Here is a 26,181-nt window from a genome sequence, read left to right on the forward strand (position 1 = left end):
AGTGCGGGCGGGTACCGGGCAACGTTGTCGTTGCCCGCAATACGATCAGTGCGATTTAAACCCTGCGGCCGTCATTAACATGCGAAAGAGCATACTGACCGCCGCCAGTGCCAGTACGCTGCCGCCCCAGATAATGGCCAGCCACATTACTCTTTTCCAGAAAGGTTGTTGCATCAGTGATAACCCTCTCCATGCTGTACTTTTCCGCGAAACACGTAGTAACTCCAGAAGGTGTAGACCAGAATCACGGGAATGATCAACAACGCGCCCACCAGCATAAAGCCCTGACTTTGTGTCGGAGCCGCCGCCTGCCAGAGCGTGATTGACGGGGGAATAATGTGCGGCCAGATGCTGATCCCAAGTCCGCTAAAGCCGAGAAAAATCAGCCCTAACGTCAGGATAAACGGCAGATGATGGCTCTCTGGGTTCTTCAGGCAACGCCACTGACACAGGCTCAGGATCACCACCAGCGCCGGCACGGGCAGCAGGAAGAAGAGATTCGGCAGGGTAAACCAGCGCGCGGCGATGGCCGGCTGCGCCAGTGGCGTCCAGAGGCTGATTGCTGCAATGAATACCAGAAGCAGGATCAGGAGCGTTCTGGATACCCGTCGCATTCGCTGTTGCAGCGCGTTTTCGCTTTTCATCACCAGCCATGTCGAGCCTAACAGCGCGTAGGCCACCACCAGACCTGCGCCGCAGAACAGGTTAAAAACGGTCAGCCAGTCGAACGGTCCGCCACTGTAGGCACGCCCGGTGACGCTAAAGCCGTTGATCACTGCGCCCACCGTCATGCCCTGGGTAAAGGTCGCCAGGATCGAACCGCCGATAAACGCTTTGTCCCAGAAAGGGCGGTGTGCCGGCGTGGCTTTAAAACGAAACTCAAATGCCACGCCCCGGAAAATAAGTCCGATCAGCATTAACGTCAGCGGAATAGTGAGGGCATCAATAATGACCGCATAGGCCAGCGGAAACGCGCCAAACAGCGCCGCCCCGCCGAGCACCAGCCAGGTTTCATTGCCGTCCCAGACCGGCGCAACGCTGTTCACCATCACATCGCGATCGTCGGCATCAGGCGTAGCCGGGAACAGGATACCTATCCCCAGATCAAAACCATCCATCACGATATACATCAGCGTGGCAAAGACAATGATAACAAACCAGATAATGGAAAGATCGATACCCATTATGGTTGCTCCTTATGTTCAGTAGTAACGGCAGAAAGCGGGCGTGCGGGACGTCCATCGGACTCGGTGGCAAACGATTCATGAGGCTGAGGTCCTTTTTTAATCAGGCGGACCATATAGCTGTAACCTACGCCAAATACGGAGGTGTAGACGACGAAGAAGGCCAGCAGACTCACGCTCATATGCAAGTCACCATGCGCAGAAACCGCATCCTTCGTTCGCTGAAGCCCGTAGACGACCCAAGGCTGGCGGCCCACTTCGGTAGTGACCCATCCGGCCAGGATGGCAATCAGCCCGGTGGGTCCCATCAGGAGGGCAAACCACAGGAAGGGACGCGAAGCGTACACGCGCTTTTTATAACGTAACCAGAGCGCCGTTACCCCAAGCAGCAGCATCAGCATGCCTAAGCCCGCCATAACGCGGAATGACCAGAAGACGATGGTGGAATTTGGCCGGTCTTCCTTTGGAAATTCTTTCAGTGCCGGAACCTGTTTGTCGAGGCTGTGCGTCAGAATAAGGCTGCCAAGCGCCGGGATCTCCAGCCCAAAGCGGGTGCGCTCCTGTTCCATATCCGGCCAGCCAAACAGCAGCAGCGGGGTGGGTTCACCCGGTGGGTTCTCCCAGTGGCCTTCAATGGCTGCTATTTTAGCGGGCTGATGCTTCAGGGTGTTCAACCCGTGCATATCACCCACCATCGCCTGAAGGGGAGCGACAATCAGGGTCATCCACAGCGCCATGGAAAACATCGCGCGGATGGCGGGGGTGTTGTTTCCGCGCAGCAAATGCCAGGCTGCGGATGCGCCGACAAACAGGGCGCTACTCAGGAAGGCCGCTATCGACATATGCAGCAGGCGATACGGGAAGGAGGGGTTAAACACCACGGCAAACCAGTCTACCGGCACCACCTGTCCGTTGACGATTTCAAAGCCCTGTGGTGTCTGCATCCAGCTGTTTGATGAGAGGATCCAGAAGGTTGAGATAACGGTCCCCAGCGCCACCATGCAGGTTGCAAAGAAATGCAGACCCGGCCCGACTTTATTCCAGCCGAACAGCATAACGCCGAGGAATCCTGCCTCGAGGAAGAAGGCAGTAAGCACTTCGTAGGTCAGGAGCGGGCCGGTAATACTGCCGGCAAATTGTGAAAACCCACTCCAGTTGGTCCCAAACTGGTAGGCCATGACCAGCCCGGAGACCACGCCCATACCGAAGTTAACGGCAAAAATCTTCGACCAGAAATGGTACAGCGAACGCCAGACCGGATTTTTGGTTTTCAGCCACAGGCCTTCTAGCACAGCGAGATAACTCGCCAGACCGATGGTGATTGCCGGGAAAATAATGTGGAAGGATACGGTAAAGGCAAACTGTATCCGTGCAAGATGAAAAGCATCTAAACCAAACATGCACAACCTCAATGTCAAACGGTGTGCTGTTATGGTATAGGGGCGAAATAACGAGTATCAGACGCAGAAAAGCGAAATTTACCTATAACAGTTCATGAAAACATCACGCTTTGCACATCTGATATAGCTTGCGTGAAAGAATAAAAAAATTATTTTTATGAAATTTATGCATTAAACAGCTTGCCTTGTTATCAACATCATGCGTTAATGGCCCTCTGGGTTTGAGTCCAAATAAACATCTGACGTAGTTTTATAAAGCAGTTCTCATCACGTTGTGCCTCTCCGCAGCCTCTCTTGGGTCTTTTTCTACACTCCGATTAGTTTTTGTTTCAAACCACTATCGCCTGAAGGGCCCATTAAGCAATTAACGTTTTTACGTTTACAGGAGAATCCTATGACTTCTTATATCCATTTCCGCTGCCCATGCTGCCATGGTTCGCAGTACCGTACCTCAGCTTTTGATGTGTCTGAGAAAAACCCGTTCGGTGCAAAATGCATTTTTTGCAAATCGTCGATGATTACCCTCGATCATCTGGCCGCTGCCCGCCACGCTCAGCGTAACGTCACCGAACTGCGTAAGTAATGCATCTGGCTAACTATAACAGTTAGCAAAATCTTCTCTTTTTCTCCTGCTGATATACACTGTCGGTCATAAGGAGAATCTGATGAAAAAATACCAGCGTCTGGCGCAACAAATTATCTCGCAGATCGAGCTTGGCGTATGGTTGCCGGGCGATAAGCTGCCTTCTCTGCGAGAGCAGGTCGCGAGCAGCGGCATGAGTTTTATGACCGTGGGCCACGCGTATCAGATGCTGGAAAGCCAGGGGCGTATCGTCGCCAGGCCGCAGTCGGGCTATTACGTTGCCTCGCGCCCGACCGCACACCAACCTGCGCCGCCTGCCCAGGTGATGCGGGACGAAGTGGTAGATATCAACACCTATATCTTCGACGTATTACAGGCCAGCCGCGACCCGTCGGTGGTTCCTTTCGCTTCTGCCTTCCCCGACCCCCGGCTTTTCCCGTTGCAGCAACTTAACCGTTCGCTGGCCAATGTCAGTAAAACCGCCACAGCAATGAGCGTAATTGAGAACCTGCCTCCGGGTAACGTTGACCTTCGCCACGCCATTGCTCGCCGCTATGCGCAGCAGGGAATGAATATCTCGCCGGATGAGATTGTCATTACCGCAGGCGCACTCGAAGCCCTGAATCTTAGCCTGCAGGCCGTTACCGAGCCTGGTGACTGGGTGATTGTCGAAAACCCCTGTTTCTACGGTGCGCTACAGGCGCTGGAACGCCTGAAACTCAAAGCGCTGTCGGTGGCGACGGACGTCCGCGAAGGGATCGATCTGAATGCGCTTGAGCAGGCGCTCAATGAGTATCCGGTCAAAGCCTGCTGGCTCATGACCAACAGTCAAAATCCCCTCGGCTTCACGCTCAGCGCAGAGAAAAAAGCGCACCTGGTCGCGCTTCTCGCTAGGCACAACGTCACCCTGATCGAAGATGATGTCTACAACGAACTCTATTTTGGCCGGGAGAAACCCTTGCCAGCGAAAGCCTGGGATCGTGACGATATGACGCTGCACTGCTCGTCCTTCTCGAAATGTCTGGTGGCGGGGTTTCGCATCGGCTGGGTGGCGGCAGGTAAACATGCGCGACGCATTCAGCAGCTACAGCTGATGAGCACCTTATCGACCAGTTCACCCATGCAGCTGGCGCTGGTGGATTACCTGGCGACAAAACGCTACGACGCCCATCTTCGCCGCCTGCGACGCACGCTGGCCGAACGCAAACAGCAGGCGTGGCAGTCGCTTTTACGCCATATGCCGGCAGGCGTCAAAATTCATCACAACGACAGCGGCTATTTTTTGTGGCTGGAACTCCCGGCGCAGCTGGATGCCGGGCTGCTGAGTGAGAAAGCGCTAATGCACCACATCAGTATTGCCCCCGGTAAGATGTTTTCGACCTCTGACGCCTGGACACCGTTCTTCCGGTTTAATACCTCCTGGGCGTGGGGGGAGCGGGAAGAACAGGCTGTGATTCAGTTAGGGAAATTAATTAGCAGCATGCTCGAATAATAATCTCCGCACCTTTCTAAAATAATCATTCCTTATCCTGATGGCGGTACGGCGAATATTCCGCAGTACCGCATCATAGGAAATCTGCATACCGCCTCTCAACGCTAACTCCTTGTCTATAATCCAGTTAACGGGGAATGCGCCCTCGGTCACACCTTGATGAAATTTCTTTAAGCCGCACGGTGCGGCGCATTTGCGCGGTCTACGTTTAATAAGGGAGATATTTTTACGGCACGGCTGCCGCTAAATTTCATTGCGACAGGAGTAATTCTTATGAGCAAAAAATTTGCCCGCAGCAGCCTGTGCGCGCTCGGCATGACCCTCATGACAGCGCACGCCGCAGAGCCACCGAAGGCTATCGGCGACGGGGAAGGACGACTGGATATTATTGCCTGGCCCGGGTACATCGAACGGGGACAAACCGATAAAAATTATGACTGGGTCACGCAGTTCGAAAAAGAGACCGGCTGCGCGGTGAACGTTAAAACCGCGGCCACCTCGGATGAAATGGTTAGCCTGATGGCGAAAGGAGGATACGATCTGGTCACTGCCTCGGGCGATGCCTCACTGCGCCTGATCATGGGGAAACGCGTTCAGCCGATTAACCCCGACCTTATCCCAAACTGGAAAACTCTCGACCCGCGGATCGTCAAAGGTGAATGGTTTAACGTCGGCGGCAACGTCTACGGCACGCCGTATCAGTGGGGGCCAAACCTGCTGATGTACAACAGCAAAACGTTCCCGACGCCGCCGGACAGCTGGAGCGTCGTCTTTACGAAACAGAATTTACCTGACGGTAAAACCAATCAGGGCCGCGTGCAGGCCTATGATGGCCCGATTTACATCGCCGATGCGGCGCTGTTTGTCAAAGCCACGCAGCCGCAACTGGGTATCACCGACCCGTACCAGCTAACAGAAAAACAGTATGCCGCCGTACTGAAGGTATTGCGTGACCAGCATGCGCTGATCCACCGCTACTGGCATGACACCACCGTTCAGATGAGCGACTTTAAAAATGAAGGCGTAGTGGCCTCCAGCGCTTGGCCCTATCAGGCCAATGCCCTGAAAGCGGAGAACCAGCCTGTCGCCACTGTTTTCCCGAAAGAAGGGGTAACCGGCTGGGCGGACACTACTATGCTGCACGCGCAGGCCAAGCACCCGATGTGCGCCTACAAATGGATGAACTGGTCGCTGACGCCTAAAGTGCAGGGCGATCTGGCGGCCTGGTTTGGCTCGCTGCCCGTGGTGCCGGAAGGGTGTAAAGCCAGCACATTGCTCGGCGATAAAGGCTGCGAAACGAACGGCTACAACTATTTCGACAAAATCATGTTCTGGAAAACCCCGATTGCAGAAGGCGGCAAATTCGTTCCTTACAGCCGCTGGACACAGGATTACATCGCCATCATGGGCGGCCGTTAATCGCAGGAGCAGAACATGACGTACGCAGTAGAGTTTAATGACGTTTCCCGTCTGTACGGTGACGTGCGGGCGGTGGATGGGGTCACCATTGCTATTCATGACGGAGAGTTTTTCTCCATGCTGGGGCCTTCGGGCTCCGGCAAAACTACCTGCCTGCGTCTGATAGCCGGTTTTGAGCAGCTGTCAGGCGGCGCAATCAAAATCTTCGGTAAAGAGGCGAGCGCACTTCCCCCATGGGAACGCGATGTGAATACCGTGTTCCAGGATTATGCGTTGTTCCCGCATATGTCGATCCTCGATAACGTCGCGTACGGACTCATGGTCAAAGGTATCGACAAGAAAACGCGCCATGCGCAGGCGCGTCAAGCGCTGGAAAAAGTGGGGCTAAGCTTTGCTGTCACGCGTAAGCCTTCGCAGCTTTCCGGCGGGCAACGTCAACGTGTCGCCATCGCGCGGGCGCTGGTCAATGAACCCCGGGTATTGCTGCTGGATGAACCGCTCGGCGCGCTCGATCTTAAATTGCGTGAGCAGATGCAGTTCGAGCTGAAAAAGCTGCAGCAGGAGCTCGGCATCACCTTTATTTTCGTCACTCACGATCAGGGGGAAGCCCTGTCGATGTCTGACCGGGTCGCGGTTTTCAATAATGGCCGCATTGAGCAAGTCGACACCCCGCGCGATCTCTATATGCGTCCAGGAACGCCATTCGTGGCGAGCTTTGTCGGGACCTCGAACGTGTTTGACGCCGGTATGGCACACAACGTGTGCGGGATGGAAGGCATCTATTCTTTACGACCGGAACATATTCGCCTCAATGAGAGCGGTGAGGTTCAGGTTGAGGGCGTGGTGCAGGCAGTACAGTATCAGGGGGCGGCAACGCGTCTTGAGCTAAAACTCGCTGACGGTACAAAACTGCTGGTCAGCCAGGCCAATTTTAGCGATGCCGCAACGCTGAACGGCGTGACGCCGGGACAGGCGGTGATGGCGTCGTGGTCACGTGATGCCATGGTTCGCCTGCAAGAGGAGAGGTGACATGAACCCGCGTGTCGCGCCGCCTCCCGCCCACCGTAGCCGCATGAGCCGCCTTACCGCACTGTTCTGGCGTAAGCCATCGCTTGGTCTGCTCCTGCTGCTGCTCGCGCCGCTAATGTGGTTTGGCATCGTTTATCTGGGATCGCTTCTCACGCTTTTATGGCAAGGGTTTTATACCTTTGACGATTTCACCATGGCGGTCACGCCGGAACTGACGTTTGCCAATATCCTGGCGCTTTTTAATCCGGCAAACTATGACATCATTCTGCGTACGCTGATGATGGCCATTGCGGTGACCATCGCCAGCGCTATCCTCGCGTTTCCGATGGCCTGGTACATGGCACGTTTCACCCGCGGCAAGTGGAAGGCGTTCTTCTATATCGCCGTGATGTTGCCAATGTGGGCCAGCTATATTGTTAAAGCCTATGCCTGGACGCTGTTGCTGGCGAAAGACGGGGTGGCGCAGTGGTTTCTGAGCCACCTGGGGCTCGAGCCGATCCTGACCGCAATCCTTACGCTACCGGCCATTGGGGGAAACACGCTTTCCACCTCCGGGCTGGGGCGTTTTCTGGTGTTCGTCTATATCTGGCTGCCGTTTATGATCCTGCCGGTACAGGCGGCGCTGGAGCGGCTGCCCGCGTCGTTACTGCAGGCTTCAGCCGATCTCGGCGCGCGACCACGCCAGACTTTTCGTTACGTCGTTTTGCCGCTGGCAATCCCGGGCATTGCCGCAGGGTCAATCTTCACTTTTTCCCTGACGCTGGGCGATTTCATTGTTCCACAGCTGGTGGGGCCGCCGGGGTACTTTATTGGCAATATGGTCTATTCCCAGCAGGGCGCTATCGGCAATATGCCCATGGCCGCGGCCTTCACCCTGGTACCAATTGTCCTCATCTCGCTTTATCTGGCGTTCGTGAAACGTCTGGGAGCATTCGATGCACTCTGAACGCGCACCGTTGTTCCTGAAAGTGGCAGCCTGGGGAGGCGTTATCTTCCTTCATTTCCCGCTACTGATTATTGCGACCTACGCCTTTAACACCGAAGACGCCGCGTTCAGTTTTCCGCCGCAGGGGTTGACCTTGAAGTGGTTCACCGTGGCAGCGGGGCGTGGCGACATCATTGAATCAGTGACGTTGTCACTTCAAATCGCTGCGCTGTCGACGGCTATCGCGCTGGTGCTTGGCACGCTTGCTGCAGCGGCGCTGTGGCGAAGCGCGTTTTTTGGCAAAAATGCGATTTCGCTGTTGCTGCTGTTGCCGATTGCGTTACCGGGGATTATCACCGGTCTGGCGCTGTTGACGGCGTTTAAAACCATTGACCTTGAGCCGGGTTTTTTCACCATCGTGGTCGGTCACGCCACGTTCTGCGTGGTGGTGGTGTTTAACAACGTGATTGCCCGTTTCAGACGCACCTCCTGGAGTCTGGTCGAGGCGTCAATGGATCTGGGGGCCGACGGCTGGCAAACCTTCCGTTACGTGGTCCTGCCGAATCTCGGTTCGGCGTTGTTGGCCGGGGGGATGCTGGCGTTTGCACTCTCGTTTGACGAAATCATCGTCACAACATTTACCGCGGGACACGAGCGCACGTTACCGCTGTGGTTGCTTAATCAGCTCGGGCGTCCGCGCGACGTGCCGGTCACCAACGTCGTCGCATTGCTGGTGATGCTGGTCACAACCCTACCCATTCTGGGAGCCTGGTGGCTAACCCGCGACGGCGAAAACAGTGCCGGAAGCGGGAAATAACATTGATTTCAACAGGACAATGCTATGCAAACACAACTGCTGATAAATGGTGAACTGGTCGCCGGAGACGGGGAAAAACAGCCGGTCTATAACCCTGCCACCGGAGAGGTACTTCTGGAGATTGCTGAAGCGTCAGCAGCGCAGGTCGACGCGGCGGTCCAGGCCGCCGATCGCGCATTCATTGAATGGGGACAAACCACGCCTAAAACGCGTGCCGAGTGTCTGCTGAAGCTGGCTGACGTGATTGAAGCCCACGGCGAAGAATTTGCCCGTCTCGAATCGCTCAATTGCGGTAAGCCGCTGCACTGTGCACTGGGAGATGAAATTCCGGCTGTGGTCGACGTTTTCCGCTTCTTTGCCGGCGCCGCCCGCTGCCTGAACGGGCTGGCCGCCGGCGAATATCTTGACGGTCACACATCGATGATACGCCGCGATCCGGTGGGCGTGGTCGCCTCCATTGCGCCATGGAACTATCCGCTGATGATGGCGGCATGGAAGCTGGCACCCGCGCTGGCCGCGGGTAACTGTGTGGTGATCAAACCTTCGGAAATTACCCCACTGACGGCCCTCAAGCTGGCGGAACTGGCGAAAGACATCTTCCCGGCAGGCGTTCTGAACGTTCTGTTTGGCCGCGGAAAAACGGTCGGCGATCCGCTGACCGGCCACGAAAAGGTGCGTATGGTGTCGCTCACCGGTTCTATTGCCACCGGCGAACATATTATTGGACACACGGCGTCCTCGATTAAACGCACCCATATGGAGCTGGGCGGCAAAGCCCCGGTTATCGTTTTCGACGACGCCGATCTTGATGCGGTTGTTGAAGGGGTACGTACTTTCGGTTTCTACAATGCGGGGCAGGATTGCACGGCAGCCTGCCGTATTTATGCGCAGAAAGGCGTTTATGCCGCGCTGGTGGAAAAACTGGGTGCCGCGGTGGCGAGCCTGAAGATGGGCGCGCCGGAGGAGGAAACCACCGAGCTGGGCCCGCTCAGTTCCGAAGCCCATCTTTCACGCGTCTGTAAGGCGGTTGATGAGGCTAAAGCCCTGAGCCATATTCGCGTGGTGACCGGCGGCAGCAAAAAAGAGGGGGCAGGCTACTATTTCCAGCCAACCCTTCTGGCAGGGGCAAAACAGGACGATGCTATCGTTCAGCGTGAAGTGTTTGGCCCGGTTGTAAGTGTCACCGAGTTTGATGACGAAGCGCAGGTGCTGGCATGGGCGAACGATTCGCAGTACGGCCTGGCGTCATCGGTCTGGACCCGCGATGTAGGGCGTGCCCACCGGATGAGCGCGCGTCTGCAGTACGGCTGCACCTGGGTTAATACCCATTTTATGCTGGTGAGCGAAATGCCGCACGGCGGGATGAAGTTATCCGGCTACGGCAAAGATATGTCGGTGTACGGCCTTGAAGATTATACCGTTGTTCGCCACGTGATGATAAAGCTCTAAGCCCCCATGCCCGGTCGCATTCAGCGCCGGGCATTCTCTGCCTGCAGTACATATCCCATATTATTCAGATGGCTATTCTGTAACGAAAAAACTTGATCTGTATCAACATATGACGCATATTGCGTGCGGTTATTTTTTCGGCTCTGGTAAACAGAATGACGTTGTATCAAAAGATGTTGGTTTTTTACGCAATCATGGCTTCTGTCTGTGCATTAATTACCTGGTTCCTCTCTAAAGACCGCAAACGTATCCGACTGCTCAGTGCTTTTCTGGTGGGGTCAACCTGGCCAATGAGCTTTCCCGTTGCGCTGTTGATCTCGCTTTTCTGAAGCACGCTCCCGTTTTAAAAGATGAACATAGCATTCCAGACACGAAGACTGTATAAATACACAGTGAATCGTTAAAGGAGTGCTTATGAACAGTTTTTACTCGCAGCAGGCCGGCTGCGTTGTGCGCTGGCACGATCTTCCCGGCTCTGGCGATCCTGTGGTGTTTATTCACGGGTTAGGCTGCGCCTCTTCTTATGAATATCCTCGTATCGTCTCTGACGCCCGGTTTGGTGCGCGCAGAGCCATTCTTATCGATCTCCCCGGCAGCGGTTACAGCGACAAACCCGTGCAGTATCGTTATCGCACCAGCGAGCAGGCGCGAGTGGTGGCTGAACTGTTGGACCATCTCAAACTCGATAGCTTCTGGCTATATGGTCATAGTATGGGTGGCAGCATTGCTATCGAGGCAGCAGGACTGATGGCGCCACGCGTAAAAGGGTTGATGGTGTCGGAACCCAATTTTCACGCCGGGGGGGGCATGTTCAGCCGCTCTATTGCTGCACAGACGGAACAACAGTTCCTGGAGCAGGGGTTTGATGCGCTGCTCAGTGCGGAAACCTCACCCTGGGCGGGCAGTCTGCAAAGCAATGCGCCGTATGCCGTGTGGCGTGGCGCGTCCAGCCTGGTGGAAGGGGTAGAGCCGGAATGGGAGGTTCAGTTTTTGTCTCTGCGCTGCCCGGTGACGTTGATTTTCGGCGAGTGGTCCCTGCCTGATGATGATGTGGACTCTCTGCAAAAGCGGGGCGTTGAAGTGAAAATCATCCCAGCGGCCGGACACTCCATGTCATGGGAAAATCCGTCGGCACTGGCGCAGACGTTAGCAGAATGTATGACCACGACCTGAAAGGATAGCCCGCATCTCTGCGGGCCAGGAGCGCTATCGTAACAGGGCTTGTAAGGCCTGGCGTGCGGCAGGCTGTACATCGTGCGGGTGGTGGAAATCGATGTTTTCTATTGCCCGGCTATAGAGGGCGACCAGCCAGTCATAGACATACACCGTTGCCGCATGTACGGGTTGTTCTCCCAGACGCGTCAGGCGCGGCGCGGTACTGTTGACCACCGGCGTAACAAAGATTGCCTGGCCTTTACGGATGCGGCTCGCCGGGCGTGCTTCTGCAGGTGTCCGATCGTAGCCCAGCCAGCCAATGAAGTTGCCCATCACGGCATGCAGTTGAGCAGCGCTGCTCTTGTCGGTTTCAACGATGTTCTGCAACTGCTGCGGCAGGTTCAGTCGGTAGCTGGCCACCACCAGAACGTCGGCAATTTGCTGCAAAACAGCGGGTTCCAGCCCAAGGCGCGCGGCAGTGGCATCGTTGCGGCTCCACTGGCGCAGATGGTTTATCCAGACTTTATGCGCCAGGCGAGCTTTGTCTTTGGTCTGGAATGGACTAGTGTTCTCCTGGGCATGCTCGGCAAACAGGTCAATGGTATCCGTAAACAGTCCGTTCACCTGCTCCTCGCGGGGCTGCTGAACGGCCAGCAGGGTTTCAAAGGCTTTAAGCGGCGGCAGAAGACCTTCAAGCAGTTCACCGTGGCGGGCAGCGGAGCTTTGCAGAACGCGCACCATGTTTTCGGCCTGAGTTCGTCTGGCGCCGGGTTCCTCGACCAGCGGTGCCAGATACCCCTTCATCAGGGCCGAGAGTTCCTGGCGGAGCATTGCTTTCAGCGTGCTAAGACGCTTCTGCCGCTGAGCGGGTAACGTGGCCTGAGACAACCACTCGATCACGCGCTGCATGCTGTGGCTGTCCAGCGCCTGCAGTGTCCCCCAGCGCACACCCGGTTTGCCCAACAGGTGCTGGACCGTTTCATCGAGGTTCTGACGGGTGGTAAAACGTGCGTCGTGAGGCGTAATCGCCCACACCAGCCCCGGCAGGGCGGATTCTTCAACGGGCTGAGTCTCTTTGACCCAGTTCATCAGCACCCGGGCTTTTTTAGCCGTTTGCTCGTGCTGGGCTGTCGCATTGCAGATAACAAGCACGTCCGGTTGCAGCTGCTGGCGATAATGCTCCAGCAACCACTGGCATTTAGCCTGATTCAGTGCATCGGCGCTGTTATCTGAAAAGACCGGAATATCAATAATATCGACATTATCCAGGGCGCTGCTTTCGACCGGCAAGACCAGCTCACGCGTCAGGAAGGCGAGCGTATCGACAGGGATACTGATGGCGTTAAGCATCTCGCCGTTGTTCAGCGGATGAAGCAGCGTCTCCTGGGCCTCCGGAAGGGAAAAGGTGCCGTGAGTCAGGAACCCTTCGCCCGGCAGCCCGAAGTTATCGACCAGCAGGCTGAGCGGGGCGGCGAGTGCTCCGGCATGGCTGGTCTGATGCAGGACATGAGCGAGCTTTAACCACTGCTGGGTCAACTCCTGTTGCTCACCCCACAGCAGCGACCAGACGCTGGCACGCGTGCTGAGATCGAGCGAAGGGACCAGCTGTGCAAACTGATGCCACAGGGCATCATCAATTTGTTGTTTCGCGGCAGGTACTGAGCTTTGCCAGAAGCGGGCGATGGCACCCACGTCCTGAGCCGTAATACCAGGAACGCCCTGCGGCTGGCGCAGGCCACGCCACTTCTCCAGGCGCGTCTCAATGACCGCTTTATCCACGGCGCGGATGTCCGGCTGCAGCGTGGTGCGGGCGATAAACAGCTGAACCAGCTCTGCCTCTGTCACCAGGCTCAGGCGCAGCGGGAACGCCTCATCCATCACCTCTGCATTTCCGCGGGTGAAGCGCACGGCCATGTTGGTCAGGGCATGTCCCGGATTAATGTGCGAAAAATAGTCAAATGTACGTTGGCCTGGCGTAACGTTCAGGCGGCCATTACCGCTGCCGCACAGCGATAAAAGCAGATGCGCTTTAGCACTCTGAGAATGACCGTAAAGTCCAATACTGCCCGGGCGTGACAGGGCGCGGTCAATGGCCTGCTCCCGTGCCTGCGTCGCGTTGATGCGCGCAAGAAGGGCATCGGCCTCGTTATCCAGCACAGGGGCGTTCAGGCGCGTCTCATTTATCCACCCGATTAAGGCCTGAGTGGTGGTCATCGTCGCAGTCATTTCAGGTATACGCTCCCGCTGTCGATCCAGTAGTGGCTGCCGCTATGACGGCGATCGGCCAGAGTATTCAGTTTGAAGGTTAAAGCATCAGGCGGAACCGGCGTCCCGTCCTGCAACCAGGCATCGCTCAGCGCGAAGGATTCAGGCCCTTCATGCTTATTGCCGCCGCAAAGTTTGAGCCGCACGTTCAGCACGCCGTCACCCGCAATCGCTTTGGCCAGTTCGGCCGAGTTGATGCTAAGCGTATAGAGCGGCGTTGCCGGCCAGCGCGCGTTCGCCAGCTGGCGGAAACCGAGCGTCACATTTCCGCGCAGGGGGAAGTGCAGACGGGCGTCGAGTTTCGCACCCGGTTTATCCAGGTCGATATCCTGATACCAGACGTTTTCTTCACGCAGGGTGTTTACGGTGTTATCCAGGACGCCCAGATAGCGAACAGTCGAATATGCACCGATATCCGCGGCTTTAAAGTTAAAGCGCGGCAGTCGCAGGTCAAGCGCCAGGCTGCAAAGCATCGCGCCGACGGCGGCGGTCGATTTTGGATTACCAATGCGTCCTTGCTGGCTGAACGGGTACCATTCATGAACCTGGTATTTATCCAGCCAGACGATGCGATTAACCGGCACCGGCTGCAGGTGGCGAATAAGCGCCTGAACGCCAGGCAGGCAGCCCGGACGCCCCGTGATCAGCAGAATATCGCAGCTGTAATGTGAAATGGCCTCGCACACCGCATGCAGGGGTGACGCCAGCGTGAACTGGCCTGCCAGCATCGCATCCTGCATTTCACGGAAATTCACGTGCAGCGGAACGGCAAACAGATCGAAGGCTTCTGAACCTGCCGGCAAGGCATGATCGACGGCCTGTTGCAGATAATTCATCACGTTGCGGGTCGGTTTCTGCGACAGCAGATCGCCAAAGGTGGCATGCAAGCCTGCCAGCGGATCGTCGATGTCGCTGGATTCCCACGCGGCAAGGATGGCGTGACCAATCGGCATAAAGAGCTGAAGCGCCGTTTGCTGGCGCAATACCGCCTGAGTATCGATACGTCCTGAGTCACCAAACAGCGAGGCCATCAGCAGAGAGGCATCGGCGATGCCGGACTTCTGCAGCTGGGTTTGCAGGGCGGGTAACACATAGCGCTGGATGACGTCCAGCAGGGTGTCGTCGCCGGCCACTTTAAACCCTTCGCGGAACAGCAGCTGCGGCGTGATTTTGACGTTGTTACCGGAGCCGTCATCCAGCTGATAATGGGTGATCGCCATGTCGGTTGTGCCACCGCCAATGTCGATAGAGGCGACACGCAGCGAGCGCCCCGGCTGAACGCCCGGTTCAGGTTCACGATCCGGGCGGGCGAGGGAGGCGAAGAACGCTTCCGTCTGACCACCAAAATGTGAGATCGCTTCGTTGTACAGCCACACCAGTTGACCACAGCTGGCCTCGTCCCACTCCATCTGGATTGCAGGTACCGGCACCACGCTTTTTTCCTGGTGCTTACGGGTGGCAAAATCGTCGTCCTGCGGGTGCCAGCCCATCGCTTTCCAGACGATAGCGATCGCTTCGAACATGCGGCGACGGAAGATCTCGCGTTCCTGCTTCGGCATCGCCGAGGGCAGGGTCAGGATCAGCGTACGCAACTGGCGTGGTGAGGCCGGAAAGCCCAGACGCAGGCGCGTGGCAACGCTGTTGATCTGCCCCAGCGCCTGTGCCAGCAGTTCGCACAGCATATGCGTCATCAGCGTGCTGCGGCTGTACTGCGGGGAGAAAACCGGCAGTCGCTCGTCCTGCGGCAGCGTAAAGAGCGGTTCACCGTCATCGTTCATCAGGTTCATCAGCGGGAACGCGGTCGCCAGCGGTTCGCGCTGGGTCTTGCTGTTCATCTGGCTAAAGCGCCAGTCCTGGACCACCGGGGTTTCATCCCACAGGTAGCGACGCGGGCTGGAGATACCGCTGTTACCTTCCGTGCCCAGACGGCGCGTAGCCAGTTTGCGGGCTTCATCGCCCACGCGGACAATAGACGGCCAGACAAAGGCATCTTCACGCCCACTTTCCACCGAGAAGTGCTGCTTGCCAAAACGCGCTTCTGAAAACTCCAGACGACTGGTAAACAGCGGCTCATTGAGGAACTGTGGCTCGCTTAACGAGCGCACCTGCAGTTCGGCCGTCTGGCGCAGACCGTCGTTCGCATCACCGTGATCTTCAATAATAACGCCGCAGGTATGGGTATTTCCGACGTCGAGGATCAGGTCGACCGGAATAGCCGGCGTACTGAGGGTATGGGTGACAAATTTCACTTCCGGTACGGTAAGCTGCTCCCCAAGCATGGACAGCAGGTTGAGCCAGTGTGCCTGGTACTCAAAGCTGCGCATTGCCTGTTGCAGGTCGCGTTCCGCGCGGTTTTCAACGTCGGTCGCATAGTGGGTAAACGCCTCGCGCAGCCAGCCGTCAATCCAGGTCTGGTCGAGGAAGCTTTCCACCTCATCATCTCGCCACGCCAGACCGAAACGGGTGCCGTTGAGAATGTCATTTTCAACCGGGGACAGCGCGGCAGTAGCATGCTCTGCAATCTGGCTGTCGAGAGCGAGCGTGACGCGGTGCGTATTGCCTGCCGCATCAGGCGTTTCAAGTTTACGCACCTGGACGCGCGCCCAGTTATCCGGCCCGTCAACAAAGGTACGTGGCGGATTGAAGCGCAGGAAGGGAATGGGGAGCCAGACACCATCCAGCACCGTCAGGGACTGATGCAGTGGGATCGTGGTTTCCGGTTTCACCACTTCAGGCTGTCCGCCGTTCAATCCCGGCAGCGTGTAACGCCCGTTGACGAGATCGAAATCGAGACGCAGAAGCGGACCGTTGGCGGTTTTACGTACGAAGCGCCCGTTGCTGGCGGTGTCCTGCGGAGTCAGGCCAAAATCGAGGAATTGCACGCCGCTGTTGGCAATAAGCGTGACGCTCTGTTTATAGTCGCAAAGATTTACCAGCATAGGGTCAGGCACCTGCTTTCTTGAACGTCAGTGGAACGACGGTTTTGGCATCATAACGGGCATTACATTCAGCGACATCGCTGGTACCTGCTTTACAGGCAACTTCCGGCATCGGGTAGCGTGAACCGTCTGTGCAGCGGGCATTACCGCGACTCTTAATCATCAGTTCGCCATTGCTGTGCAGCCCGGAGAAAACCTCCACGCGGCAGACAACATTGTCACCGTGAACAACACGAGCGAAGCCTTTATTGTTCTGGATCTGATAGCGCAGCGACGGTGGTTTTCCGGTAATCGGATCTTTCACGTCGAGGATCGCACGCCATGTTCCGTTCAGAAAACGCGTCGACCCCGCTTTCACCTGGTTTGCTTCCATGACCATGGCGTCTTTCGGGATCGCCGCAATCACAACCGGCGCAGGCGCTGGGGCGGCAACGGGTGCCGGCTCTTTTTCTTTGCTCGCGATCACCTCTGCCTGATGCAGCGGTAATTTCATCGGCAGTGGCTCAACGGCTTTAATCGGCTTTGGCGCAATGGCGACAGGTTCAGGGGCAACGACAGCCACTGGCTCGGCAGAAGGGGCCTGTTTTGGCCACAGCAACGGGGTGGCAATCGCGGCAACGATCACGGCGGCAACCGGAAGCGTCCACAGGGGAACGCGGCGTTTTTTGGCTACGATCGCAGGCTCTGGCTCGGGTTCTTCCACAGGTGGCACAGTGACCGGCGCAGGCTCAGGCGTATACAGTTCGTCCGGCGTGATGCGCACCACCGTGGCCGGGGTGATCAGCGGCTCATCGGCCTGTTCAAAGGTCAGGACTGGGGTCGGTTCCGGCTCGGGTTCAGGGTCTTCAATGACAATCGGGGCTGGCTCAGGGATCAGCGATTCACGTAAACAGTCGAGTACGTCGTCACGCGCATTCTCATTGAGGTTTACAAACCCCCAGAAGCTTATGACCGGCTTTCCATCAACCAGGAAAAGGAAATTTTCGCCGGGAAACTGAAATGCTTTCGACAGCAGGGAGCCGAAAAGCTGTTGCGCTGTTTTTGGCGACTGCAGGCATTTCTTACTCAGCGATTCAACGCTGGCCAGCGTATTTTCCAGATAGCGCAGGGCGCGATAACGATCGTCTTCGTTCGCCGCTTTCCAGCTGGTTACACAACCGTCGACCGGCGAATACCAGTCGACACGGTCGCCACCATCATTGACCTGCGGAATAGCCAGACAGTCGACAATCGCCTGTTGTTTGCGTAACCGGAGCGCTTCCCGGATTTGTAACGCTGATTCAAAAACGGCTTGTCCGCCGCCGCCAACGGCCTGAAAGTCATCCAGATTACCGCTGCGTAAAAGAGTTTTTGCCACGATTTGATCCCATATACTTCTTCACACCGTTACTTTAACGAAATCGGGAAGCAACCAAACGGAGGAAGAGACGCCAAAAGGGACGATTTCTTGTGGCATAGAAAGGTGCGGTTGTGCTTGACGAATAATAGCACTTAAGGCAAATCAACCTCTGGCGCACTGGCTGTAAAACCAGCGGAAAACGTTGCTTTAGAATAACCTGATAGTGATTCGTTATTTGCCAGGTTATAGCGGCTGTGCTGTTATTACAGTCCAATATAATAAAACTGCCAGGGTTATAACCATGTCTACAGGGAAAACGCTGCTCGCCCTCGCGCTGAGCACTCTCTTACCAGCAGGTGCCGCATGGGCGGCGAATAATGACACCATCATTTATTGCTCTGAAGCATCACCGGAGTCTTTCAACCCGCAGATCGCCAGCTCGGGCCCGTCATTCGTGGCCAGCTCTCAGGTCCTGTATAACCGCCTGATCAATTTCGACCCGGTGAAAAACACCCCGGTACCGTCGCTGGCAGAGTCCTGGACAATTTCCCCGGACGGTAAGACTTATACCTTTACGCTGCGTAAAGGGGTCAAGTTCAACAGCAATAAATACTTCAAGCCGACCCGTGATTTTAATGCGGATGACGTTATTTTTTCCGTCATGCGTCAGAAAGACCCTAAGCATCCTTATCACAATGTCTCGCAGGGTAATTACGAATACTTTAATGACGTAGGCCTGGACAAGCTGATTCAGGACGTCAAAAAGGTTGATGATTATCACGTGCAGTTTACGCTGAGCGAACCAAACGCCGCATTCCTTGCTGACTGGGGGATGGATTTCGCCTCTATTCTTTCCGCTGAATACGCTGACGCGATGCTGAAAAAAGGGACGCCTGAGAATGTCGATACCTGGCCGATTGGTACCGGGCCGTATGTTCTGCAACAGTACAAAGTGGATTCGCTGATCCGCTACGTCGCTAACCCGAACTACTGGGAAGGTGCGGTTCCGACGAAACACCTTATTTTCTCCATCACGCCAAACGTAGAAACGCGTCTGGCGAAGCTGCAGACCAACGAATGCCAGATCATTCCGGCGCCGTCACCGGTTCAGTTTGATGTTATTAACAAAAATAAAGACCTGAAGCTGCACGCCGTGGAGGCGTTGAACGTGGGGTATCTGGCGTTCAATACCGAGAAAAAACCGTTTGATAACGTGCTGGTGCGTCAGGCCCTGAACTATGCGACGGACAAAAAAGCCATCGTGAATGCGGTCTTTATGGGTTCCGGTACGGTGGCGAAATCACCCATTCCGCCGAATATGCTGGGCTTTAATAACGATCTGAAGGACTACAGCTACGATCCTGAAAAAGCGAAAGCTTTGTTGAAACAGGCCGGTCTGGAGAAGGGCGCGGACGTGACGCTGTGGTCAATGCCTGTGCAGCGTCCGTATAACCCTAACTCGAAGCGTATTGCGGAGATGATCCAGAGCGACTGGGCAAAAGTCGGCGTGAAGGCCAAAATTGTCTCTTACGAGTGGGGCGAGTATCTCTCCGGTATGCGTAAAGGGGAGCATGATTCCGCGCTGTTTGGCTGGATGTCCGATAACGGCGACCCGGATAACTTTGCTGATGTACTGCTGGGATGCGACAGCATCAAAACTGGATCGAACGCCGCGCGCTGGTGCGATAAGGGGTATGATGATCTGGTCAAGAAAGCCAAACTGACCAGCAACCCGGGTGAGCGTGCGAAACTCTACAGCCAGGCGCAGGAGATCTTCTATGCTCAGGCACCGTGGATTGCGCTGGCGAACGGCAAAACGTTCTACGCCACCCGCAGCAACGTAACGGGGTACAGCGTGAGCCTGATGGGCAGCGATTTCTCCAAAGCGAAACTGAACTGACATTTTTCCCGGCAGGCACCGCGCCTGCCGGGCATCTGACAAGGAGTGACAATGTCACATTTAGATGAAGTTACCGCCCGTGTCGATACCGCCATCGAAGAGGGAGTGATTAGCCGAATGAATGAACTGCTGATCGAACTGAGCGATGACGCAGCGTTAAGCCGTGAAGATCGCTACAGTCAGCAGCAGCGTCTGCGTACCGCGATTGCACATCACGGTAAGCAACATAAAGAAGAGATGGACGCCCGTCAGGAATTGCTGACCAAAGGCGGTACGATTCTGTAGCGGTGAGCCGGGGGTCAGAACTGGCGTCTCGCGACCAGCCACGCCCCGACCACCAGCATTACGGCACCGCACACCGGGCCAATCAGCGCGCGCAATGGGATGCCATTGCTTCTGAGTACATCCATTACCAGCCCGCCAATCAACTGGCTTGCCACCAGCACGGCGATGGTTGTCGCTGCGCCAACATTTTGATAACCGCTGATACTGGCAAAAACAAAAAACGACCCTAACAGCCCCGGGATCAACGTCCACCAGCGGATCGTTGAGGCCAGCTCGCTAAATCCGGCGAAGCCCTGTTTTAGCAGCAGAATGCTGACAAACAGCACAATGCCAACCAGCGAATTCAGCAGCATCGCGATAAGAATGGTCGAGGAGGACTGAGTGATGCGCACCATTAAGGTGTTTTGCACCACCAGGCCAATTCCCGCCGCCACCAGAAAAGCCAGTGTCAGAGACTGATTCATGAGATAGCGTCCGGATCGCTGCGCTCATCAAGCTGCAACTGCATAAAGGTCAGATCCAGCCAGCGGCCAAACTTGGTGCCCACCTGCGGCATCTGGCCGGTGGTCACAAAACCGAGCGTCTCATGAAGATGAATAGAGGCCTGGTTTTGCGCCTCAATGCCCGCCACCATGACGTGTTTGCCGAGGGTCCGCGCTTCAATAATCAGCGCGTTCATCAGCGTGCGGCCAATACCTTTGCCCTGATGATCCGGATGAACGTAGACAGAATGCTCTACCGTATGCCGGAAACCGTCAAAGGCGCGCCAGTCGCCAAACGAGGCGTAGCCGGTGATAACGCCATTCTCTTCACTCACCAGCACCGGGTAGCCTGCGAGGGCACGCGCCTCAAACCAGGCAATGCGGTTATCCGTATCGACGGTTTTATCATTCCAGATCGCGGCAGTATGCAGCACCGCGTGGTTGTAAATCTCCCCAATAGCGGCGCAGTCTTCTTTGCAGGCATGACGAACGATCATGTTTGAACCTCTGAGTGTGTTGTTCACTATAGTATTACGTTGCGATTACGATATTACACAACTGTACAGACGGATGGCTATGACATAAGCCAGATTTTTTTGTTATCAAAACCGCGTTGAAATGCCGTTCATACACTATAGTATGACGTCATGAATACTATGACAGACACAATGAATCAAAGGATTAGCGCGCGAATTCGCCTTGAACGCGAGTCGCGAGGATGGTCATTAAGCGAGCTTGCTGACCGGGCCGGCGTCTCGCGCGCCATGATCCACAAGATAGAGCGCGGGGACAGCAGCCCGACGGCGACCTTGCTCGCGCGGTTATCCGGCGCGTTTGGCATCAGCATGTCAACGCTGATCGCCAGAGCCGAAATGCAGGAAGGAAAGCTGCTGCGTCTGGAAAACCAGCCCGTCTGGCGTGACCCCCAGACACACTATCTCCGCCGCCACGTTTCACCCCGCACCGATCTGCCCATCGATCTTGTTCAGGTTGAGCTGCCGGCGGGAAGCGATGTCCCTATGCCCGCCTCGTCGTATGCGCTGGCGCGCCAGCTTATCTGGCTGCAGTCTGGCGAACTGGTTTTCCAGGAGGGCGATACCCGTCATGAAATGCACGCCGGTGATTGCCTGGAACTGGGGCCGCCCAACGACTGCCGGTTCATTAATGAGACGAATGAAACCTGTATCTATCTGGTTGTGCGGCTTAACCAGTCTGGCTCGTAAAGTTAAAGCGTTTACGCCGATCATGAGCCAGGCTCTAATGACATTTGTACCAGAAGGAGTTCCTGATGAATCAATCTGTTTCGCAAAATCGCCGCTGGGTTCTGGCTTCTCGTCCGCACGGTGCGCCGGTCGCGGAGAATTTTCGTCTGGAAGAGCAGCCTGTTCCTGAACCTCAGGCAGGACAGCTTTTGCTGCGCACGGTCTGGCTGTCGCTTGATCCTTACATGCGTGGGCGCATGAGTGATGCACCTTCCTATTCACCGCCAGTGGAAATTGGGGCGGTCATGGTGGGGGGAACGGTCAGTCGCGTTGAGCAGTCAAACCATCCGGACTATACGCCGGGTGAGTGGGTGCTGGGCTACAGCGGCTGGCAGGAGTATGCAATTTCAGACGGCAACGGCCTGGTGAAACTGGGCGATAATATTTCTCACCCTTCGTGGGCGCTGGGCATTCTGGGTATGCCAGGGTTTACCGCCTATATGGGGCTACTGGACATCGGCCAGCCTAAAGCCGGTGAAACGCTGGTGGTTGCGGCGGCGACGGGGCCGGTTGGTGCGACGGTCGGGCAGATCGGTAAAATCAAAGGTTGCCGGGTGATCGGCGTTGCCGGTGGCGCAGAAAAATGCCGCCATGCCGTCGAGGTGCTCGGGTTTGACCAGTGCCTGGATCACCATGCCGATGACTTCGCGGCCCAGCTGGAAAAGGCCTGCCCGAAAGGGATTGATGTCTATTATGAAAACGTCGGCGGGAAAGTCTTTGACGCCGTGTTGCCCTTACTGAACACCTCAGCGCGCGTACCGGTATGTGGTCTGGTGAGCGGTTACAATGCGACGGGTCTGCCGGAAGGGCCGGATCGTTTGCCGTTATTGATGGCGACGATTCTGAAGAAACGTATTCGTATGCAGGGGTTTATCATCGCTCAGGACTACGGCCATCGCATCAAGGAGTTCCAGGATGAGATGGGGCGCTGGGTGCAGGAAGGCAAAATTCACTACCGTGAGCAGGTCACAGACGGCCTGGAGAATGCGCCTGAGGCGCTGATTGGCCTTCTTGAAGGAAAAAACTTCGGCAAAGTCGTGATTCGCGTCGCGGGTGACAATAAATAATCTAAAATATGGCGGGGTTTCCCGCCATATTTATTTGTGAAGATACGATATATTGTCTTTAATTAACTGGACATGGCTTTTCGCGCCTTCCGTTCAGATGAGCACGAAAACGAAAAAAAATAAATTTTGCATTTCTTGACATTTTTACAGATTTCCCATCACCAGGCATGACGATACAGGATATATCGGAACAGCGTCGTTTATAAAAAACGGCGTTTAAAAATAGCATTAAGTATTAGCTACAGGAATTGAACATGCTTGATTTGGACCATTTAGAAAAAGCGCAAAGGATCAGTCTTACCATGCAAGTCGAACTCAGTTTGAAAGGCGCGTTAATTACAGGCTCACTGAAACCTGGCGCTCGACTGATTACCAAAGAAATTGCTGATAAATTAGGAACCAGTATTACCCCGGTTCGCGAGGCGCTTTTGCGTCTGGTGTCGTCTGGGGCATTGCACGCCACGCCGGCCCAGGCGTTTCTGGTTCCTGAGGTCACGCTTGAGCGTTATAACGAGATTAACGCCATCAGAAAACAGCTTGAGCCTATGGCGGTAGCTGCCGCCTGTCAGCATATGACGGAAAATAAGCTGGAGGTGTTGCGCAAGCTATCAGAGACATTCCATGAAGCCATGCGCAACGGGCACGTTCAGCAGGCGCTGCATGCTAACCGCATCTTTCGGTTTACGCTTTATCAGTACGCGGAAATGCCGACACTCAGCGCCTTAATTGAGCAGCTATGGGTGCGTATTGGACCTTGCATGAACTATCTGCATCAGGAGCTTAACGACATCAAGGTGTCGACTTATCACTACGCCGAGCTCCTGTCCGCGCTTGAGCGAAGAGATGTTGATGGCAGTCAGAAGGCGATAGAGACGTTGATTGACGAAGCGAACACGCTTTTACAGCGACAATATTTTAACTGAGAGATTATTTAGCAGAGCGACTATATCCTGCCGCGAATTATATTCCTGGTTAAATACTCCTGATGGCTTATTGCCATCAGGAGCGTTATTCCATTTATAAAAATAATATTCAGCAAAAAAGAATGCTTTTTGCTTACTCGAAGCGATAAGAGACTGACAGACCTACGCCGTAGTTACGGCCCGGTGCAGGTTCGTAATAACGCCCGTTGGATTCATTCACGATAACCGATCCGACATACTCTTTATCGAACAGGTTATCGACGCGACCAAAGACGTCCATTCCCCAGTTACCGTAGTTGAATTTATACCCGGTATTCAGCCCAACCACCGTGTAGGACGGGGCTTTCGTCGTGTTCTCGTCATCCGCCATGATATCGCTCATGTAGCGCACATCCGATCCCGCATACCAGCCTTCTTCCGGCTGCCAGCCAAACGAGGCATAACCCATGTTGCGGGCAATGCCCGGCATACGGTTGCCGTTACAGTCGCCGGTGCTGCACACGTTGGTACGATAGGTGGCGTCCAGATAGGTCCACGCCATTTTCAGCTTCCAGTTCTCAGCAAACTGCTGATCCAGGGAAACTTCAACCCCCTGACGACGGGTTTTACCGGCGTTTTTATAGCTGGTACGACCGCCAGCGCTGGCATCGACGACAATCTCATCATCCGTATCGGTGCGGAACAGCGCTGCCGTCAGCAGACCATTACCGATACGGGTTTTACTGCCCACTTCATAGGTATTGTTCGTGGAAGGTTTCAGGCCAATGTTGAGGCCGCCCTGGTTATCCGCACGATAAGAGAGCTCATTGATGGTTGGCGTTTCAAACCCGCGACCTGCCGCAGCATAGAGATTCCACGCATCGGTCACGGCATATTTCACCGATCCGGCCGGGAGCCACTTGTGATAGCTTGCGTCACCGCTGTCGTCTCCGTTGCCCGGGGTCACGTAATGGTCGTTGGAGTCAAACCAGACCGAGCTGTAACGGACGCCGGCATCCACGGAGAGTTTCTGCGTTAACTGCCAGCTGGTTTGCAGGTACGGGTCGACGTTCCACATCAGGTTACGTTCGTTACGACGTTTATCGCCCTTGACGCCGTACTCCGGCACGCCGTTGTTCATGACGAAGTTCTCGTATCCGCGACGATCTTCGCTCATGTTTTCGTAGTTCAGACCGGTGGTAAAGGTGACCGGAACCAGCAGTTCGCCACGGTGCGTCCAGCGGGTATCAATCCCCTGGTAATGGCGCTGCATATCAATCACGCCGCCGGAGTGGGAAGGTCTCAGCTGAGGCTGATAAGGAATTGACTGGTACTGCGTCATTTCACGTTCGCCGGCGTACATCATGACGCTGAGATCGTCCTGGGTGCTGAGCTGACGATCGTAGCGCAGGCCAGCCTGGGTCTGCTTGATGGTCTTGCGCGTATTATATTGATCGCCACGCGGAGACTGGCGAGGGTTGTCATGCCACTCCTGGGCACTCAGTCCACCCGGATCGTTGGCTTTCATGTCCACGCTGTTGAAAATCAGCGTCAGCTTGCTCACGTCATCAATACGAACACCCAGTTTAGCGTTGGCGAGATTCTTCCGCGCGCCGCTGTGGTCGCGATAACCTTTGGTCGTGAAACGGGTAGTGGACACGGTGTAGTCCACATCCCCGGCATGCGTCCCGTCACCCATCGCGCCGGTGGCTTTCATTCCATAGCGCCAGGTACCGTAACTGCCGTAATAGCTGCTGGCCTCAATGGTCGGCGGCTGCTGCCCGGTCTGGGTCGTCATGTTGATCACGCCGCCGGAGGCGTTGCCATAAAGGGCAGAGAAGGGGCCGCGCAGCACTTCTACGCTGTCCACGCTGGAGAGATCGATATTGGAGGTTTGTCCCTGTCCATCCGGCATGGTTGCCGGAATACCGTCGACATACATACGGATACCGCGCACGCCGAAGGTTGAGCGGGCACCAAACCCACGCATCGAAAGCTGGAGATCCTGAGCGTAATTCTGGCGGTTCTGGATCTGCAGTCCCGGCACGCTGCCAAGAGATTCAGACAGGTTAATGCGTGGCGCAGCATGACGCATATCCTCGCCATTCACGACGCTGACCGCCGCCGGGGTATCGAGCTCCGAGATGGTTTGGGGCGTGGCGCTGACGATCATGGTCTGTTCATCGGCACTCATCGCAGTGAGAGGCGCAGAGATAACAGGAACCAGCAGCAGTGGAAGCGTTGCCTTACGGGCAGAAATGATTTTCATGAAATAGACCGGTTATGG

At 55.7% G+C, this 26,181-nt stretch carries 23 protein-coding genes; 14 read left to right on the plus strand and 9 right to left on the minus strand.

Going from position 1 to position 26,181, the window contains the following annotated elements; all coding sequences use genetic code 11:
• Positions 1-45: 45 nt before the first annotated feature.
• From F8561_RS11245 to F8561_RS11255, 3 genes are read right to left on the minus strand one after another with little or no spacing between them, the layout of a single operon-like run.
• Positions 46-174 (minus strand): DUF2474 domain-containing protein, encoded by a 129-nt coding sequence (locus tag F8561_RS11245; protein ID WP_014170274.1) that lies wholly within the window; start codon positions 172-174, stop codon positions 46-48.
• Positions 174-1,184: a cytochrome d ubiquinol oxidase subunit II gene (gene cydB / locus F8561_RS11250; RefSeq protein WP_049022760.1), complete on the minus strand. Its 1,011-nt coding sequence runs from the start codon at positions 1,182-1,184 to the stop codon at positions 174-176. Before cydB ends, F8561_RS11245 begins: the two co-directional genes overlap by 1 nt.
• Entirely contained in the window at positions 1,184-2,584 is a 1,401-nt protein-coding gene (locus F8561_RS11255) for a cytochrome ubiquinol oxidase subunit I (protein ID WP_151887453.1), read from the minus strand. The genes cydB and F8561_RS11255 overlap by 1 nt, the downstream gene beginning before the upstream one ends.
• Positions 2,585-2,978: 394 nt before the next feature.
• Here F8561_RS11255 and F8561_RS11260 point away from each other — a divergent pair, with 394 nt between their 5' ends.
• From F8561_RS11260 to F8561_RS11300, 9 genes are all read left to right on the plus strand, one after another.
• The gene (locus F8561_RS11260; protein ID WP_020884014.1) at positions 2,979-3,167 is read left to right on the plus strand and encodes a hypothetical protein; all 189 of its coding nucleotides are present in this window, start codon (positions 2,979-2,981) and stop codon (positions 3,165-3,167) included.
• Positions 3,168-3,249: 82 nt separating this feature from the next.
• Positions 3,250-4,659, plus strand: a complete 1,410-nt coding sequence (locus F8561_RS11265; RefSeq protein ID WP_151887454.1) for a PLP-dependent aminotransferase family protein — start codon at positions 3,250-3,252, stop codon at positions 4,657-4,659.
• 273 nt (positions 4,660-4,932) lie between these two features.
• Positions 4,933-6,078, plus strand: a complete 1,146-nt coding sequence (gene ydcS, locus F8561_RS11270; RefSeq protein WP_020884016.1) for a putative ABC transporter substrate-binding protein YdcS — start codon at positions 4,933-4,935, stop codon at positions 6,076-6,078.
• A gap of 15 nt (positions 6,079-6,093) precedes the next feature.
• Positions 6,094-7,107 carry an ABC transporter ATP-binding protein gene (locus tag F8561_RS11275; protein WP_032678252.1) on the plus strand — a complete coding sequence of 338 codons (1,014 nt, stop codon included), beginning with the start codon at positions 6,094-6,096 and terminating at the stop codon, positions 7,105-7,107.
• A gap of 43 nt (positions 7,108-7,150) precedes the next feature.
• Positions 7,151-8,053, plus strand: a complete 903-nt coding sequence (locus F8561_RS11280; RefSeq protein ID WP_413464229.1) for an ABC transporter permease — start codon at positions 7,151-7,153, stop codon at positions 8,051-8,053.
• Positions 8,043-8,849, plus strand: a complete 807-nt coding sequence (locus F8561_RS11285) for an ABC transporter permease (RefSeq protein ID WP_032680927.1) — start codon at positions 8,043-8,045, stop codon at positions 8,847-8,849. The genes F8561_RS11280 and F8561_RS11285 overlap by 11 nt, the downstream gene beginning before the upstream one ends.
• Positions 8,850-8,873: 24 nt before the next feature.
• Entirely contained in the window at positions 8,874-10,298 is a 1,425-nt protein-coding gene (patD, locus tag F8561_RS11290; protein WP_025204109.1) for an aminobutyraldehyde dehydrogenase, read from the plus strand.
• Between the two features lie 155 nt (positions 10,299-10,453).
• Positions 10,454-10,627, plus strand: coding sequence for a GhoT/OrtT family toxin (locus F8561_RS11295; protein ID WP_032670341.1), 174 nt, complete (start codon positions 10,454-10,456; stop codon positions 10,625-10,627).
• A gap of 85 nt (positions 10,628-10,712) precedes the next feature.
• A complete protein-coding gene (locus F8561_RS11300) occupies positions 10,713-11,471 on the plus strand; it encodes an alpha/beta fold hydrolase (RefSeq protein ID WP_151887456.1) in 759 nt (252 codons plus the stop codon).
• A 33-nt stretch (positions 11,472-11,504) separates the two neighbouring features.
• On the opposite strand, the gene F8561_RS11305 is transcribed toward F8561_RS11300, so the two are convergent.
• The 3 genes from F8561_RS11305 to F8561_RS11315 are packed head-to-tail and all read right to left on the minus strand — an operon-like array spanning position 11,505 to position 18,014.
• Positions 11,505-13,679, minus strand: coding sequence for a virulence factor SrfC family protein (locus F8561_RS11305; RefSeq protein WP_151887457.1), 2,175 nt, complete (start codon positions 13,677-13,679; stop codon positions 11,505-11,507).
• Entirely contained in the window at positions 13,676-16,657 is a 2,982-nt protein-coding gene (locus tag F8561_RS11310) for a virulence factor SrfB (RefSeq protein WP_020884023.1), read from the minus strand. Before F8561_RS11310 ends, F8561_RS11305 begins: the two co-directional genes overlap by 4 nt.
• A 4-nt stretch (positions 16,658-16,661) precedes the next feature.
• The gene (locus F8561_RS11315) at positions 16,662-18,014 is read right to left on the minus strand and encodes an SrfA family protein (RefSeq protein ID WP_151887458.1); all 1,353 of its coding nucleotides are present in this window, start codon (positions 18,012-18,014) and stop codon (positions 16,662-16,664) included.
• 283 nt (positions 18,015-18,297) lie between these two features.
• Between F8561_RS11315 and F8561_RS11320 the strand changes: the two genes are divergently transcribed.
• Complete coding sequence (locus F8561_RS11320; protein WP_025204114.1) at positions 18,298-19,896, plus strand: ABC transporter substrate-binding protein; 1,599 nt, start codon at positions 18,298-18,300, stop codon at positions 19,894-19,896.
• A 51-nt stretch (positions 19,897-19,947) separates the two neighbouring features.
• The gene (locus F8561_RS11325) at positions 19,948-20,181 is read left to right on the plus strand and encodes a YdcY family protein (RefSeq protein ID WP_059305726.1); all 234 of its coding nucleotides are present in this window, start codon (positions 19,948-19,950) and stop codon (positions 20,179-20,181) included.
• A gap of 14 nt (positions 20,182-20,195) precedes the next feature.
• Here F8561_RS11325 and F8561_RS11330 read toward each other — a convergent pair whose 3' ends face one another.
• The gene (locus F8561_RS11330; protein ID WP_014170257.1) at positions 20,196-20,645 is read right to left on the minus strand and encodes a DMT family transporter; all 450 of its coding nucleotides are present in this window, start codon (positions 20,643-20,645) and stop codon (positions 20,196-20,198) included.
• Positions 20,642-21,160 (minus strand): GNAT family N-acetyltransferase, encoded by a 519-nt coding sequence (locus F8561_RS11335; protein ID WP_020884028.1) that lies wholly within the window; start codon positions 21,158-21,160, stop codon positions 20,642-20,644. The genes F8561_RS11330 and F8561_RS11335 overlap by 4 nt, the downstream gene beginning before the upstream one ends.
• 150 nt (positions 21,161-21,310) lie before the next feature.
• On the opposite strand from F8561_RS11335, the gene F8561_RS11340 reads away from it, so the two are divergent.
• From F8561_RS11340 to F8561_RS11350, 3 genes are all read left to right on the plus strand, one after another.
• Entirely contained in the window at positions 21,311-21,886 is a 576-nt protein-coding gene (locus tag F8561_RS11340) for a helix-turn-helix domain-containing protein (RefSeq protein ID WP_032670344.1), read from the plus strand.
• A 65-nt stretch (positions 21,887-21,951) separates the two neighbouring features.
• On the plus strand, positions 21,952-22,992 hold the full coding sequence (locus F8561_RS11345; protein WP_041162653.1) for an NADP-dependent oxidoreductase: 1,041 nt from the start codon (positions 21,952-21,954) through the stop codon (positions 22,990-22,992).
• Positions 22,993-23,246: 254 nt separating this feature from the next.
• Positions 23,247-23,915, plus strand: a complete 669-nt coding sequence (locus tag F8561_RS11350; RefSeq protein ID WP_020884031.1) for a GntR family transcriptional regulator — start codon at positions 23,247-23,249, stop codon at positions 23,913-23,915.
• A 133-nt stretch (positions 23,916-24,048) separates the two neighbouring features.
• Here the strand turns inward: F8561_RS11350 and pqqU are convergent, their stop codons facing one another.
• Positions 24,049-26,163 (minus strand): TonB-dependent receptor PqqU, encoded by a 2,115-nt coding sequence (gene pqqU / locus F8561_RS11355; protein WP_151887459.1) that lies wholly within the window; start codon positions 26,161-26,163, stop codon positions 24,049-24,051.
• Positions 26,164-26,181: the final 18 nt, after the last annotated feature.

The sequence above is a fragment of the Enterobacter sp. 198 genome, assembly GCF_009025585.1.
GTDB lineage: Bacteria > Pseudomonadota > Gammaproteobacteria > Enterobacterales > Enterobacteriaceae > Enterobacter > Enterobacter ludwigii.

What these genes read in the sequence shown, in the direction of transcription:
- cydB (WP_049022760.1), bottom strand. Translation starts at nt 1,184, where the DNA reads ATGGGTATCGATCTTTCCATTATCTGGTTTGTTATCATTGTCTTTGCC.
- F8561_RS11265 (WP_151887454.1), top strand. Translation starts at nt 3,250, where the DNA reads ATGAAAAAATACCAGCGTCTGGCGCAACAAATTATCTCGCAGATCGAG.
- F8561_RS11310 (WP_020884023.1), bottom strand. Translation starts at nt 16,657, where the DNA reads ATGCTGGTAAATCTTTGCGACTATAAACAGAGCGTCACGCTTATTGCC.
- F8561_RS11245 (WP_014170274.1), bottom strand. Translation starts at nt 174, where the DNA reads ATGCAACAACCTTTCTGGAAAAGAGTAATGTGGCTGGCCATTATCTGG.
- F8561_RS11280 (WP_413464229.1), top strand. Translation starts at nt 7,151, where the DNA reads ATGAGCCGCCTTACCGCACTGTTCTGGCGTAAGCCATCGCTTGGTCTG.
- F8561_RS11300 (WP_151887456.1), top strand. Translation starts at nt 10,713, where the DNA reads ATGAACAGTTTTTACTCGCAGCAGGCCGGCTGCGTTGTGCGCTGGCAC.
- F8561_RS11350 (WP_020884031.1), top strand. Translation starts at nt 23,247, where the DNA reads ATGCTTGATTTGGACCATTTAGAAAAAGCGCAAAGGATCAGTCTTACC.
- F8561_RS11255 (WP_151887453.1), bottom strand. Translation starts at nt 2,584, where the DNA reads ATGTTTGGTTTAGATGCTTTTCATCTTGCACGGATACAGTTTGCCTTT.
- F8561_RS11320 (WP_025204114.1), top strand. Translation starts at nt 18,298, where the DNA reads ATGTCTACAGGGAAAACGCTGCTCGCCCTCGCGCTGAGCACTCTCTTA.
- pqqU (WP_151887459.1), bottom strand. Translation starts at nt 26,163, where the DNA reads ATGAAAATCATTTCTGCCCGTAAGGCAACGCTTCCACTGCTGCTGGTT.
- F8561_RS11295 (WP_032670341.1), top strand. Translation starts at nt 10,454, where the DNA reads ATGACGTTGTATCAAAAGATGTTGGTTTTTTACGCAATCATGGCTTCT.
- F8561_RS11330 (WP_014170257.1), bottom strand. Translation starts at nt 20,645, where the DNA reads ATGAATCAGTCTCTGACACTGGCTTTTCTGGTGGCGGCGGGAATTGGC.
- ydcS (WP_020884016.1), top strand. Translation starts at nt 4,933, where the DNA reads ATGAGCAAAAAATTTGCCCGCAGCAGCCTGTGCGCGCTCGGCATGACC.
- F8561_RS11345 (WP_041162653.1), top strand. Translation starts at nt 21,952, where the DNA reads ATGAATCAATCTGTTTCGCAAAATCGCCGCTGGGTTCTGGCTTCTCGT.
- F8561_RS11275 (WP_032678252.1), top strand. Translation starts at nt 6,094, where the DNA reads ATGACGTACGCAGTAGAGTTTAATGACGTTTCCCGTCTGTACGGTGAC.
- F8561_RS11285 (WP_032680927.1), top strand. Translation starts at nt 8,043, where the DNA reads ATGCACTCTGAACGCGCACCGTTGTTCCTGAAAGTGGCAGCCTGGGGA.
- F8561_RS11260 (WP_020884014.1), top strand. Translation starts at nt 2,979, where the DNA reads ATGACTTCTTATATCCATTTCCGCTGCCCATGCTGCCATGGTTCGCAG.
- F8561_RS11325 (WP_059305726.1), top strand. Translation starts at nt 19,948, where the DNA reads ATGTCACATTTAGATGAAGTTACCGCCCGTGTCGATACCGCCATCGAA.
- F8561_RS11305 (WP_151887457.1), bottom strand. Translation starts at nt 13,679, where the DNA reads ATGACTGCGACGATGACCACCACTCAGGCCTTAATCGGGTGGATAAAT.
- F8561_RS11340 (WP_032670344.1), top strand. Translation starts at nt 21,311, where the DNA reads ATGAATACTATGACAGACACAATGAATCAAAGGATTAGCGCGCGAATT.
- F8561_RS11335 (WP_020884028.1), bottom strand. Translation starts at nt 21,160, where the DNA reads ATGATCGTTCGTCATGCCTGCAAAGAAGACTGCGCCGCTATTGGGGAG.
- patD (WP_025204109.1), top strand. Translation starts at nt 8,874, where the DNA reads ATGCAAACACAACTGCTGATAAATGGTGAACTGGTCGCCGGAGACGGG.